Annotated in this window: 9 protein-coding genes; all 9 read left to right on the top strand. The window is 68.8% G+C overall.

Annotation, left to right across the window (positions count from 1 at the left end):
- The first annotated feature begins 20 nt into the window (after positions 1-20).
- The 9 genes from GPA22_RS14310 to GPA22_RS14270 all read left to right on the top strand — a co-directional run bounded on the left by GPA22_RS14310 (position 21) and on the right by GPA22_RS14270 (position 13461).
- Positions 21-1187: a CmpA/NrtA family ABC transporter substrate-binding protein gene (locus GPA22_RS14310; RefSeq protein WP_169256742.1), complete on the top strand. Its 1167-nt coding sequence runs from the start codon at positions 21-23 to the stop codon at positions 1185-1187.
- 13 nt (positions 1188-1200) lie between these two features.
- The gene (gene ntrB / locus GPA22_RS14305; RefSeq protein ID WP_169256732.1) at positions 1201-2157 is read left to right on the top strand and encodes a nitrate ABC transporter permease; all 957 of its coding nucleotides are present in this window, start codon (positions 1201-1203) and stop codon (positions 2155-2157) included.
- 18 nt (positions 2158-2175) lie between these two features.
- Positions 2176-2967 (top strand): ABC transporter ATP-binding protein, encoded by a 792-nt coding sequence (locus tag GPA22_RS14300; protein ID WP_211169128.1) that lies wholly within the window; start codon positions 2176-2178, stop codon positions 2965-2967.
- Between the two features lie 285 nt (positions 2968-3252).
- Positions 3253-4407, top strand: coding sequence for a methyltransferase (locus GPA22_RS14295; protein ID WP_169256731.1), 1155 nt, complete (start codon positions 3253-3255; stop codon positions 4405-4407).
- A 432-nt stretch (positions 4408-4839) separates the two neighbouring features.
- Entirely contained in the window at positions 4840-7296 is a 2457-nt protein-coding gene (nirB, locus tag GPA22_RS14290; RefSeq protein WP_169256730.1) for a nitrite reductase large subunit NirB, read from the top strand.
- Between the two features lie 15 nt (positions 7297-7311).
- Positions 7312-7647, top strand: coding sequence for a nitrite reductase small subunit NirD (nirD, locus tag GPA22_RS14285; RefSeq protein WP_169256729.1), 336 nt, complete (start codon positions 7312-7314; stop codon positions 7645-7647).
- A gap of 30 nt (positions 7648-7677) precedes the next feature.
- Positions 7678-8892 (top strand): nitrate/nitrite transporter, encoded by a 1215-nt coding sequence (locus GPA22_RS14280; RefSeq protein ID WP_169256728.1) that lies wholly within the window; start codon positions 7678-7680, stop codon positions 8890-8892.
- Positions 8893-9008: 116 nt separating this feature from the next.
- Positions 9009-10691 carry a bifunctional protein-serine/threonine kinase/phosphatase gene (locus GPA22_RS14275; RefSeq protein WP_169256740.1) on the top strand — a complete coding sequence of 561 codons (1683 nt, stop codon included), beginning with the start codon at positions 9009-9011 and terminating at the stop codon, positions 10689-10691.
- 28 nt (positions 10692-10719) lie between these two features.
- Positions 10720-13461 carry a nitrate reductase gene (locus GPA22_RS14270; protein WP_169256727.1) on the top strand — a complete coding sequence of 914 codons (2742 nt, stop codon included), beginning with the start codon at positions 10720-10722 and terminating at the stop codon, positions 13459-13461.
- Positions 13462-13463: the final 2 nt, after the last annotated feature.

The raw sequence follows: 13463 nt of genomic DNA, 5'->3' as shown, positions 1-13463 counted from the left end.
AAGAGACAGGGTCTGCGGGGCTGGGGGTGAGCGGTGGCGTGTGGGCGGCAGGGTCGGATGCGCCGGAAAAGAAGGAGATCCGCGTCGGCTTCATTCCGCTGACCGACTGCTCGTCGGTCGTGATGGCGGCGGTGCAGAAGTTCGACGAGAAGTACGGCATCAAGATCATCCCGAGCAAGGAGGCGAGCTGGGCGTCGGTGCGCGACAAGCTGGTGTCGGGCGAGCTCGACGCGGCGCACGTGCTGTACGGCCTCGTGTATGGCGTGCATCTTGGGATCGGCGGGCCGAAGAAGGACATGGCGGTGCTGATGAGCCTGAACAACAACGGCCAGGCGATCACGCTCGCGAGCAAGCTGAAGGAGCAGGGCGTCACCGACGGCGCGGGGCTGAGGAAGCTGATCTCCGCGAAGCCGGGCGAGTACACCTTCGCGCAGACCTTCCCCACCGGCACCCACGCGATGTGGCTGTACTACTGGCTGGCGGCGCACGACATCAACCCGATGAAGGACGTGAAGGTCATCACCGTGCCGCCGCCGCAGATGGTCGCGAACATGCGCGTCGGCAACATGGACGGCTTCTGCGTCGGCGAGCCGTGGAACAACCGCGCGATCATGGACAAGATCGGCTTCACCGCGGTGACGACGCAGGACATCTGGACCGATCACCCGGAGAAGGTGCTGGGCACGACCGCCGACTGGGTCGCGAAGCACCCGAACGCGGCGCGCGCGCTGACCGCGGCAATTCTGGAAGCCGGGCGCTGGATCGACGCGTCGCTGCCCAACCGGCGCACGACGGCGGAGACCGTCGCGCAGAAATCCTACGTCAATACCGACATGGACGTGATCCTCGAACGCATGCTCGGGCGCTACTCGAATGGTCTCGGCAAGAGCTGGGACGACCCGAACTACATGAAGTTCTACAACGACGGTGCGGTGAACTTCCCCTATCTCACCGACGGCATGTGGTTCCTGACGCAGCATCGGCGCTGGGGCCTGCTCGACAAGGACGTCGATTACCTCGCGGTCGCGAAGCAGGTGAACCGCATCGACATCTACAAGCAGGCCGCGACGGCAGCGGGCGTGCCGCTGCCGAAGAGCGACATGCGCAGCTCGAAGCTGATCGACGGCACGGTGTGGGACGGCAGGGATCCGGCGAAGTACGCCAGGTCCTTCAAGGTCAAGGCGTAAGGAGGGCGGGGCGATGACTGCGACAGCGACGTTCGACGGAGCGATGGGGAGCGGTGGGGCGGCGGCCGATGCGAGAGTCGCGGACCTGAAGCCGCTGCGGTCCGCGGCGGACAAGGGAGAGGCCATGACAGCGGTGGCGGAGGTGGAAACCACGGCGGTCGAGCCGGTCGTCCGGCGCAAGGGCAGGGCTGCGGCCTGGCTGCGTGCCGTTGGCGGCGCGGTGCTGCCACCGGTGGCCGGCCTCGCGCTGCTGGTCGGCTTCTGGTACCTCGCGACGCTCAAGGGCGGCGGCATCCCGGGGCCGGTGCAGACCTGGGACGCGGCGGTGGCGATCTTCTCGGATCCCTTCTACCGCGCCGGGCCGAACGACCAGGGCATCGGCTGGAACGTGCTGTCGTCGCTGCAGCGGGTGGCGATCGGCTTCGGCATTGCGGCGCTGGTCGGCATTCCGGCGGGCTTCATGCTGGGGCGCTTCGCGGTGCTGGCGAAGATGATGAACCCGATCATCAGCCTGCTGCGCCCGGTGTCGCCGCTGGCGTGGCTGCCGATCGGCCTGCTGGTGTTCCAGCGCGCCGACCCGGCCGCGACCTGGACGATCTTCATCTGCTCGATCTGGCCGATGATCCTCAACACGGCGCAGGGCGTGACGCGCGTGCCGCAGGACTACCTCAACGTCGCGCGCGTGCTGAACCTCTCGGAATGGAAGGTGTTCACGAAGATCCTGTTCCCGGCGGTGCTGCCCTACATGCTCACCGGCATCCGGCTGTCGATCGGTACGGCGTGGCTCGTGATCGTCGCGGCAGAGATGCTCACGGGCGGCGTCGGCATCGGCTTCTGGGTGTGGGACGAGTGGAACAACCTCAAGGTCGAGCACATCATCATCGCGATCTTCGTGATCGGGACGGTCGGTCTGATTCTGGAACAGGCGCTGATGCTGGCGGCGCGTCGCTTCAACTACGAAGACCGCTGAGCGGTGGAGGAAACCATCATGAAGAAGATCGTGCGGATCGAGAACGTCGGCCAGACCTTCAACACGAAGAACGGCCCCTTCACGGCGCTGCGGGGCATCAACCTCGACATCCACGAGGGCGAGAGCATCAGCCTGATCGGGCACTCGGGCTGCGGCAAGTCGACGCTGCTGAACCTGATCGCCGGCCTGACGCTGCCGTCGAGCGGCGTGATGCTGTGCGACGGGCGCGAGATCGCCGGCCCCGGGCCGGAGCGCGCGGTGGTGTTCCAGAACCACTCGCTGCTGCCGTGGCTGACCTGCTACGACAACGTCTATCTCGCGGTGGATCGCGTGTTCGGCGCGAAGGAGGGCAAGGCGAAGCTCAGGCAGCGCACGCAGGACGCGCTGGCGCTGGTCGGGCTGTCGCACGCGGAGACAAAGTTCCCGCACGAGATCTCCGGCGGCATGAAGCAGCGCGTCGGCATCGCCCGGGCGCTGTCGATGGAGCCGAGGATCCTGCTGATGGACGAGCCCTTCGGCGCGCTCGATGCGCTGACCCGCGCGATGCTGCAGGACGAGCTGGTGAAGATCCTCGCGGCGACCAGGGCGACGATGGTGATGGTGACGCATGACGTCGACGAGGCGGTGCTGCTCTCCGACCGCGTCGTGATGCTCACCAATGGCCCGGCGGCGACGATCGGCGAGATCCTGGAGGTGAAGCTCGACCGCCCGCGCGACCGCCTGGCGCTCGCCGGGCTGCCCGAGTTCGCAGGCTACCGTTCCGCGATCATGGACTTCCTGTACAAGAAGCAGGTGAAGCGGGCGGCTTGAGCACCCGGGGCGGCACGCCACGATATGGGGCCGCCCGGCCACCGCGGCCGGGCGGCCGCCTTGTCGGCGCCGGATCGGGCAGGCATTTTTGGCGGCGCGCGGGTTGGCGGCGGCCCCCGTCGATGCCGACCGGCTATGATGTCGGGCCTTACGGCTGCAAGGCTCTCCGATGTCCCCGTCCCTGTCCGACCGCGTTGTCGCGGCCCTCGCTGCATGTGCGCTGCTCGAAGCCGCAGCCACCGACGCCTGCCGGCTGTTTCCCGGCGGCGTGGAGGGGGCGTGCCGATGAACGGATTTCCGCAAGTGGTCTGGGACGAGGACGGCGAGCGCCATGCGCTGCGCTGGCGGTCGGAAAGCGGAAGTCCGCCGCCGCGCCGCGTGGTGGTGGTCGGCGACCAGACGCCGGCTGACCAGGCCTACCGGCTCGCGTGCGAGGGGACGGCGCTGCTTTACCGCGGCGATTACCAGAATGCGCGGCAGCTGCTGCTGGCGATGGGGCGCCGGGCGGACCGCAAGCCGCGGCGCGCCGGCAAGCCGGCCCGTGCGCCGTCGAGTGCCGCGGAGGCCTTCCATCTTCACCGCCAGGCGCAGGCGCAGCGTGCCCGCACCCTCGGCATGCTGCTGCTGCCGGTCGATGCGGACCACAGCCTGCCCTTGCGCCGCGCGCCCGACGTCGCCCTGGCCTGTCGCGAGGCCTACGGGCCCGCCGACGAAGCGTATGCGGTATCGCTGCGCGAGCTGCTGGGGCTGATCGGGGCCCACGAATGGCGCAAGAAGGGGGTGTCGATCCCGGCGCTCGGGGCTTCCATCCACCCGCATTACGGCGTGTTTTCCCCGGTGCGTGGCGAATACGTCGACCTCGTCGCGCAGGCGCCGCTGCCCGCGGCGCTGGCGAGCGGCGCGCCGGCCTGCGACATCGGCACCGGCACCGGCGTGCTGGCGGCGCTGCTCGCGCAGCGCGGCGTGCGCCGTGTGCTTGCGACCGACCAGGACCCGCGGGCGCTCGAGTGTGCGTGCGAGAACATCGCGCGGCTGGGCTTCGCCGCGCAGGTGGAGATCCTGCAGGCGGACATGTTTCCCGACGCCCGGGCGGCGCTCGTCGTGTGCAATCCGCCGTGGGTGCCGGCACGCCCCTCGTCGCCGGTCGAAAACGCCGTCTATGACCCCGACAGCCGCATGCTGCGGGCCTTTCTCGCCGGCCTCGCGGCGCATCTCGTGCCCGGCGGCGAGGGCTGGCTGATTCTCTCCGATCTCGCCGAACATCTGGGCCTGCGCACGCGCGACGAGTTGCTCGCGGCGATCGCGGGGGCGGGGCTGCAAGTGGTCGGGCGCCTCAATGCCCGGCCGCGCCATGCCAAGGCGCGCGACGCCGATGACCCCCTTCACGCCGCGCGGGCGGCCGAAATCACCTCGCTGTGGCGACTCGCCACGCGGGCGTGAAACCCATCCCCACCCCAGCCCTCCCCTTGAAGGGGAGGGAGGCGTGACGCCGGGCGACGTGAGGTGCGATGTTGTGGTGCAGCATTGCCGCGTAATGCACCGAATTGGTGCGTGAGCGATGTTCGCGCATTCTTCGCACGGGCAGGTCTTCAGGAAAAATTTCCTTTTAAAACAGCAATGTAATTTTGAAGTGGGGGCTGGCACCCATCTTGCGATAAGGAGTCCGTAGGCCGGGGCAACGAGGCTCCGGCTTGAAATGCTTGATGCAGGGCATGCGGACAACGGCGTCCGTCGTTTCTTCGGGAGAGCGCTTCCGGAGGCGACGCGACGCCGTTTTTTTTCGCCTTATGGAGTGGAGATCGATCATGGCCCTGACCCGCCGCGTCAACGCTTCCCCCGAATTCATCTCTCGCGCTGCCTGAAGGAGCCGCCATGAAAAAAATGAAACTCGTGATGATCGGTAACGGCATGGCCGGCTGCCGCACGCTCGAAGAACTGCTGAAGCTCGCCCCGGACCTGTACGACATCACGGTGTTCGGCGCCGAGCCGCACGGCAACTACAACCGCATCCTGCTCTCGCCGGTGCTCGCGGGCGAGATGACGCTGCCGGAGATCATGCTCAACGATCTCGACTGGTACCGCGACAACGCCATCACGCTGCACGCGGGCAAGATGGTGACGAAGATCGACCGCGTGAAGCGCAAGGTCATCGCCGCCGACGGCACCGAGGCCGAGTACGACCGCCTGCTGATCGCGACCGGCTCGACGCCCTTCATCCCGCCGATGCCTGGCGCCGACCTGCCCGGCGTGCTCGCGTATCGCGACATCGGCGACACCGAGGCGATGATCGAGGCTTCGACCAAGTACAAGCATGCGGTCGTGATCGGCGCGGGCCTGCTGGGCCTGGAAGCGGCGAACGGCCTGATGCTGCGCGGCATGAGCGTGACCGTCGTGCATCTGGGCGACTGGATCATGGAGCGCCAGCTCGACAAGCCCGCGGCCGACATGCTGCAGGCCTCGCTCGAAGCGAAAGGCATGAATTTCCTGCTGCCGAAGCAGACCGAGGCGCTGGTGCGCGGCGAGAGCGGGCGCGTCGCGGCGGTGCGCTTCAAGGACGGCATGGAGATCCCCGCGGACCTCGTCGTCGTCGCCGCCGGCATCCGCCCGAACTTCGCGCTCGCGGAATCGGCCGGCATTTACTGCGGCACGGGGCGCGCGCGCGGCATCGCGGTGTCCGACACGCTGCAGACCGTGACCGACCCGCGCGTGTATGCGGTCGGCGAATGCGTCGCGCACCGCGGCATCGCCTACGGCCTCGTCGCGCCGCTCTTCGAGCAGGGCAAGGTGTGCGCGAACCACCTCGCGAACTTCGGCATCGGCCGCTACGAAGGCTCGGTGACCTCGACCAAGCTCAAGGTCACCGGCATCGATGTGTTCTCGGCGGGCGACTTCTCGGGTGGCCCCGACACCGAGGACATCGTGCTGCACGACAAGCAGGGCGGCGTGTACAAGCGCATCGTGATCAAGCACAACCGCATCGTCGGCTCGGTGCTGTACGGCGACACCGCGGACGGCTCGTGGTACTTCCAGCTGATGAAGGATGGCCAGGACATCCATGCGATCCGCGACCACCTGATGTTCGGGCAGAACAACCTCGGCGATGCGGGCCACAAGGGCGAGAACAAGGCCGCTTCGATGCCGGACACGGCCGAGGTGTGCGGCTGCAACGGGGTGTGCAAGGGCACGATCGTCAAGGCGATCAAGGAGAAGGGCCTGTTCACGCTGGACGAGGTCAAGAAGCATACCAAGGCCGCATCCTCCTGCGGCTCCTGCACGGGCCTCGTGGAGCAGATCCTCGCCTCGACCGTGGGCGGCGCCTATCAGGCGGTGTCGGCGCACGACAAGCCGGTGTGCGGCTGCACCGAGCTGTCGCACGGCGACGTGCGGAAGGCGATCCGCGACCACAAGCTGCTGAGCATCCCCGAGACGATGGAAACGCTGTCGTGGAAGACGCCGAACGGCTGCTCGACCTGCCGCCCGGCGCTCAACTACTACCTGATCTCGACCTGGCCGCACGAGGCGAAGGACGACCCGCAGAGCCGCTTCATCAACGAGCGCGCGCACGCCAACATCCAGAAGGACGGCACTTATTCGGTCGTGCCGCAGATGCTGGGCGGCGTGACGACGCCGGCGGAGCTGAAGCGCATCGCCGAGGTCGCGGAGAAGTACAACGTGCCGACGGTGAAAGTCACCGGCGGGCAGCGTATCGACCTGCTGGGGATCAAGAAGGAAGACCTGCCGCACGTGTGGAAGGACCTCGGCATGCCCTCGGGCCACGCCTACGGCAAGAGCATCCGCACCGTGAAGACCTGCGTCGGCGCCGAGCACTGCCGCTTCGGCACGCAGCGTTCGATGTCCATGGGCATCGACCTGGAGAAGATGCTCTTCGGCATGTGGAGCCCGCACAAGGTGAAGCTCGCGGTGAGCGGCTGCCCGCGCAACTGCGCCGAGGCCGGCATCAAGGACGTCGGCGTGATCGGCGTCGATTCGGGCTGGGAGCTGTATGTCGCCGGCAACGGCGGGATCAAGACGGAAGTGGCGCAGTTCCTGTGCAAGGTGCAGACGCGCGAGGAAGTCATGGAGTACTCGGGCGCCTTCCTGCAGCTCTATCGCGAGGAGGGCTACTACCTCGAGCGCACCGTGCATTACGTCGAGCGTGTGGGCCTCGAGCATGTGAAGAAGCACGTGCTGGAGAACGCGGAGAACCGCAAGGCCTTGTACGAGCGGCTGCTGTACGCGCTGCAGGACGCGAAGGATCCGTGGGCCGAGCGCTATGCCGCGGATGCCGCACCTGCCGTGCGCCGCGAATTCGAAATTCTTGAAGCCTGAGACCGGAGCGAATCGATGAACACCTTTGAAATCAGCGTCGAAGCCGGCTGGAAGGAAATCTGCGCCGTCGAAGACATCCCCGTGCTCGGTTCGCGCGTCGTGAAGGCGGCGCGCGGCGGCGACATCGCGATCTTCCGCAACGCCGAGGGCGAGGTCTTCGCGCTGCACGACAAGTGCCCGCACAAGCAGGGTCCGCTGTCGCAGGGCATCGTGCATGGGCGCCAGGTCACCTGCCCGCTGCACAGCTGGAAGATCGAGCTCGACTCGGGCAACGCGGTGGCGCCGGATGTCGGCTGCACCAAGTCCTTCGAGGTGAAGGTCGAGGGCGGCCGCGTGCTGCTCAAGGTCTGATCGGACTGCATCGCAAAAAGGGGAACCGACATGGACAAGCAATCCTTCCTCAAGGCCGGGCATCCGCCGACGCTGCTGGCGGCCTTCCTGTACTTCGACCTGGCCTTCATGGTGTGGGTCATCCTCGGTCCGCTGGGCGTGCAGATCGCCACCGACCTGGGCCTGGACCACGCGCAGAAGGGCATGATGGTCGCGGTGCCGGTGCTCGCCGGCGCGCTCCTGCGCATCTTCATGGGCGTGCTGGTCGATCACCTGAAGCCCAAGATGGCGGGTGCGATCGGGCAGGTGATCGTGATCTGCGCGCTCTTCGTCGCGTGGAAGTTCGGCATCCACAGCTACGCGCAGACGCTGCTCTTGGGCGTGTTCCTGGGCTTCGCCGGCGCGGCCTTCGCGGTGGCGCTGCCGCTCGCGTCGCGCTGGTATCCGCCCGAGCATCAGGGCACCGCGCTGGGCATCGCCGGGGCCGGCAACTCGGGCACCGCGCTCGCGGCGCTGTTCGCGCCGGGGCTGGCGATCGCCTATGGCTGGACCAACGTCTTCGGCCTCGCGCTGATCCCGCTGGTGCTGGTGTTCGCGGTCTACCTCGTCGTCGCGAAGGATGCGCCCGAGTGCCCGCCCGCGAAGCCGCTGACCGAGTACTTCAAGGTGCTCAAGGACAAGGACGCGTGGTGGTTCATGTTCTTCTACTCGGTGACTTTCGGCGGTTTCGTCGGCCTGGCGTCCTCCCTGACGATCTACTTCAATACGCAGTATGGGCTGGATGCGAAGATGGCCGGCTACTTCACCGCCGCCTGCGTGTTCGCCGGCTCGATGGTGCGGCCGATCGGCGGCCGCGTCGCCGACCGCATCGGCGGCATCAAGAGCCTGTCGGTGATGTACGTGTTCGCGGCGGTCTTCCTCGCGATCGTCGGTACCGGCCTGCCGCAGGCGTGGATGGCACTCGTCGTGTTCGTGCTCGCGATGCTGTCGCTGGGCATGGGCAACGGCGCGGTGTTCCAGCTCGTGCCGCAGCGCTTCCGCAAGGAGATCGGCGTGATGACGGGGCTGGTGGGCATGGCGGGCGGCGTCGGCGGCTTCTACCTCGCGTCCTCGCTCGGCTACGCGAAGCAGGCGACCGGCAGCTACCAGATGGGCTTCATGATCTTCGCCGGGCTCGCGCTGGCGGCGCTGATCGGGCTGACGTCGGTGAAGACCCGCTGGCGCACGACCTGGGGTGCGGCGCACCTCACGTCGGCGCGGATCTGAGGCCGGGAACCGGAGCATAGGCGGAGAGCGCAGGCATGAACAAGGCAGCGATCATCGACGTCCCGACCGTGGAGCCGGCGGCTGCGCCCGCGGCCGCGCGTCGCCCGGGCAAGTCGATGCCGCTGTCCGTCCGCCTCGGCCACGCCACCGAACAGGGCCTGCGTCCGCGCAACGAGGACTTCGTCGGCGCGGCGACGCCGGAAGGGGCCGAGCTGGAAGCGAAGGGGCTGCTGCTGGCGGTCGCGGACGGCGTCGGCGGCCATGCCAACGGGCGCGAGGCGGCCGAATACACGGTGCGCGGCCTGCTCGCGGACTACTACGCGACGCCCGACACCTGGAGCGTCGAAAAATCCATCAACACCGTGGTCGGTGCGATCAACCGCTGGCTGCTCGCGCAGTCGGCGAAGTCGCGCGACTACGCCGGCATGGCGACGACGCTGACGGCGGTGGCGCTGCGCGGGCGGCGCTACTACGTCGCCCACGTCGGCGACTCGCGCGCCTACCTGTGGCACGACGGCGCGCTGCGGCGCCTGACCGAGGACCACACCTGGGAACACCCCGAGCTCGACAACGTGCTGCGCCGCGCGGTGGGGCTGGACGCGCAGCTGCTGATCGATTTCGACGACGGCGAACTGGCGGTCGGTGACCGCTTCCTGCTGGTGAGCGACGGCGTGTGGAACACGCTGGGCGACGAGGCGATGGGCGAGCTGTTCGCGCGTGGGGACGACCCGCAGGCGGCGGCCGACGCGCTGGTGCTGGAGGCCTTGCACCGCGGCGCGACCGACAACTGCACCGCGCTGGTCGCGCACGTCGACGCCGTGCCCGCCGATAACCTGCGCGACCGCCTTGCCAGCGGCCGCCGCCTGCCGCTGCCGCCGCGCCTGAAGGCCGGCGAGACGCTGGACGGCCTGCGCGTCGAGGAGCTGCTGCACGAGTCGCGCGTGACGCTGCTGTATCGCGTAACGCGGCTCGTGGACGGCGCCGCGCTGGTGTTGAAGACCCTGCGCCAGGAGGAGGGCGACGAGGAGGCGATGGCGTCGCTGGTGCGCGAGGAGTGGATCGCGCGCCGCGTGCCGGGTCGGGGCTTCCCGTCCGTCTGCGAGCACGCCGGGCGCGACCACCTGTATTACCTGATGAGCTGGCACGAAGGCGAGACGCTCAAGGCGAGCCTCGCGCGCGGCCACCGCTACGCGGCGCACGAACTCGTCACGATCGGCACGGCGCTGCTGCGCGCGGTCGCATCGCTGCACCGCCTCGGCATCGTGCATCGCGACATCAAGCCGGATAACATTCACATCGACCGCAAGGGCGAACTGCGTCTGCTGGACCTCGGCGTCGCGGCCTCGGACGGCGAGGATCTGCGCGAGATCAACAACCCCGGCACGCCGTCCTACATGGCGCCAGAGCTTTTCGCCGGGCAGGCGGCGAACGAGGCGTCCGATCTCTACGCCTGTGGCGTGACGCTGTACGAGCTCTTGACGCGCAAGTACCCCTACGGCGAGATCGAGCCCTTCCAGCGTCCGCGCTTCGGCGAGCCGGTGCCGCCGACGCGCTATCGCCCGGACACGCCGGAGTGGCTCGAGGCCGTGCTGCTGAAAGCCTGCGCGCGCGACGCGAAGGGCCGCTTCGAGACCGCCGAGGAGTTCCTCGTCGCGCTCGAGCGCGGCGCGCACCGCCCGCTCGCGACCCACCGACGGGCGCCGCTCGCGGCACGCAATCCGACGCTGGCGCTGAAAGTCGTCGCGATCGCGTCGCTGCTGCTGAATCTGGTTTTGCTGTACCTGCTGAGCCGCCACTAAGAACATGACGACACCCCCGGAGAGCCTCATGGAAACGAAAGCCACCTGCCCGTACTGCGGCGTCGGCTGCGGCGTCCTCATCGAACACGACGGCGCGCGCATCACCGGCGTGCGCGGCGACCCCGAGCATCCCGCGAACTTCGGCCGCCTGTGCACGAAGGGCTCGACGCTGCACTTCACCGCGCGCCCCGAGACGCGCCTGCTGCATCCCGAACTGCGCACCGCGAAGGGCGAGCCGCGCCGCCGCGCGAGCTGGGACGAGGCGCTCGGCACCGCCGCGCAGCGTTTCGCCGCCGTGATCGACGAGCACGGCCCCGACGCCGTCGCCTTCTACATCTCGGGGCAGCTCCTGACCGAGGACTACTACGTCTTCAACAAGCTGATGAAGGGCCTGATCGGCTCGAACAACGTCGACTCCAACTCGCGCCTGTGCATGTCGAGCGCGGTCGTGGCCTACAAGCAGACGCTGGGCGCCGACGCGCCGCCCTGTTCGTACGACGACTTCGCCCAGACCGACTGCCTGCTGATCGCCGGCGGCAACCCGTCCTACGCACACCCGATCGCCTTCCGCCGCATCGAGGACGCCAAGGCCGCGCGCCCGGACATGAAGATCATCGTCGTCGACCCGCGCCGCACCGACACCGCGGCCACTGCCGACCTGCACCTGCCCATCCTGCCCGGCACCGACATCTGGCTCTTCAACGCGATGCTCAACGTGCTGCTGTGGGAAGGGCTGGTCGATAACGTCTTCGTGCGCGAACACACCGAAGGCTTCGACGCGCTGCGCGAGCACGTGCGCGAGATCACGCCGGCGGTGGCGGCCGAAGTCTGTGGCGTGAAGGCGGACGACATCCGCACCGCCGCACGCTGGTGGGGCGAGGCGCCGCGCGCGATGTCGCTGTGGTGCCAGGGGCTCAACCAGTCCACGCACGGCACGCACAACGGCACGGCGCTGATCGCGCTGTCGCTCGCCACCGGCAAGATCGGCAAGCCCGGCTGCGGCCCGTTCTCGATGACGGGCCAGCCCAACGCGATGGGCGGGCGCGAAGTCGGCGGCATGGCGAACCTGCTGTCCGGTCACCGCGAGCTCGCGAACCCCGAGCACCGCGCCGAAGTGGCGCGCCTGTGGGGCGTGCCGGACGTGCCGGAAAAGCCCGGCCTCACCGCCGTCGAGCTCTTCGACGCGATGCACGACGGCCGCATCAAGGCGCTGTGGATCGCCTGCACCAACCCGGCGCAGTCGCTGCCCGAGCTCGAACGCGTGCGCGAGGCGCTGGCGCGCTGCGACTTCGTCGTGCTGCAGGAAGCCTACGGCAACACCGAGACCGCGCCCTTCGCCGACCTGCTGCTGCCGGCCGCGACCTGGGGCGAGAAGGAAGGCACGGTGACGAACTCGGAGCGCCGCATCACCCATGTGCATCGCGCGATCCCCGCGCCGGGCGAAGCGCGCGCGGACTGGGACATCGTGTGCGACTTCGCGCGCAAGCTCGCACCGCTGATCGGCAAGCCGGAGGCCGCGCGCCTGTTCGCCTACGCCGGCCCCGAGGCGATCTTCGCCGAGCACGCGGAGACGACGCGCGGGCGCGATCTCGACATCACCGGCCTCTCCTATGCCGTGCTCGACGGCAAGGGGCCGCAGCAATGGCCTTTCCCGCAAGGCGCGAGCGAGGGCCGCGCACGCCTCTATGCCGACGGCCGCTTCGCGACCGCCGACGGCAAAGCGCGCTTCGTCGTGCCGTCGACGAAGCTCACCGCCGAACGCGCCGATGCCCGCTACCCGCTGCATCTGACCACCGGCCGGCTGCGCGACCAGTGGCACGGCATGAGCCGCACCGGCAAGGTCGCGCGCCTCTACAACCACGTCGACGAGGCGCGCATCGAGCTCAACGCCGACGACATGCACCTGCGCGGCATCGCCGACGGCGAACTCGTGCGCGTGAAGAGCCGGCGCGGCGAGATCGTGCTGCGCGCGGCCGCGTCGAACGAGATCCGCTCCGGCCAGGCTTTCGTCGCGATGCACTGGGGCGCGAATGCGCTGAACTCGGGCGGCGTGAACATGCTGACGCTGCGCGAGTTCGATCCGTACTCGAAGCAGCCGGAACTGAAGCATGCGACCGTGCAGGTCGAGAAGGCGCATTTGCCGCATCAGGCGCTGATTATGCGCGGCGAGCCCGAAGGGGCGACGGCGGGGGAGGAGGGAGAGAAGGATCCCGCCGGCGTCACGCTCGAGCGCGCCGCGCGCCTCGCACCGTGGCTGGAGCGCTTCGCCTACGCGTCGCTCGCGCTCGCCGGCCGCGACCATCCCGCGGTGGTGCTGCGCATCGCGCACGACCAGCCGATCCCCCAGGCGTGGCTCGACGAGCTCGACGCGCTGCTGGGCCTCGACGACGAGCACTGCCTCGCCTACAGCGACGCGCGCCGCGGCATCACCAAGCGCGCGCGCATCGAGGACGGCCTCCTCGTCGGCCTGCGCCTCACCGGCGAGACCGCCGCCGCCGGCTGGCTGCGCGACGTGCTGGTCGAGCGCCAGCCGACCGCGGAGCTGCGCCGCTGGATCCTCGCGCCGCTCGCGAGCCCGCCGGCGGCGGCGAAGAGCCGCGGGCGCATCGTGTGCAACTGCCTCAACGTCTCCGAGAGCGACATCGCTGCGGCCATCGCCGGGGGGGACGGCTTCGACGCGCTGCAGGACAAGCTCAAGTGCGGCACGAGCTGCGGCTCCTGCGTGCCGGAGATCAAGCGTCTCGTGGCGGTCGGACGAAACGCCGCCTGAGC

This window comes from Aromatoleum toluvorans (assembly GCF_012910905.1).
Taxonomy (GTDB): domain Bacteria; phylum Pseudomonadota; class Gammaproteobacteria; order Burkholderiales; family Rhodocyclaceae; genus Aromatoleum; species Aromatoleum toluvorans.
The sequence above is the reverse complement of the archived record's forward strand: the minus strand, read 5'-3'. Positions and strand labels throughout refer to the sequence as shown.

Bases quoted from the DNA above. Each gene is read 5' to 3' on its own strand.
- GPA22_RS14300 (WP_211169128.1), top strand. From the start codon at position 2,176: ATGAAGAAGATCGTGCGGATCGAGAACGTCGGCCAGACCTTCAACACG.
- nirD (WP_169256729.1), top strand. From the start codon at position 7,312: ATGAACACCTTTGAAATCAGCGTCGAAGCCGGCTGGAAGGAAATCTGC.
- ntrB (WP_169256732.1), top strand. From the start codon at position 1,201: ATGACTGCGACAGCGACGTTCGACGGAGCGATGGGGAGCGGTGGGGCG.
- nirB (WP_169256730.1), top strand. From the start codon at position 4,840: ATGAAAAAAATGAAACTCGTGATGATCGGTAACGGCATGGCCGGCTGC.
- GPA22_RS14295 (WP_169256731.1), top strand. From the start codon at position 3,253: ATGAACGGATTTCCGCAAGTGGTCTGGGACGAGGACGGCGAGCGCCAT.
- GPA22_RS14270 (WP_169256727.1), top strand. From the start codon at position 10,720: ATGGAAACGAAAGCCACCTGCCCGTACTGCGGCGTCGGCTGCGGCGTC.
- GPA22_RS14280 (WP_169256728.1), top strand. From the start codon at position 7,678: ATGGACAAGCAATCCTTCCTCAAGGCCGGGCATCCGCCGACGCTGCTG.
- GPA22_RS14275 (WP_169256740.1), top strand. From the start codon at position 9,009: ATGCCGCTGTCCGTCCGCCTCGGCCACGCCACCGAACAGGGCCTGCGT.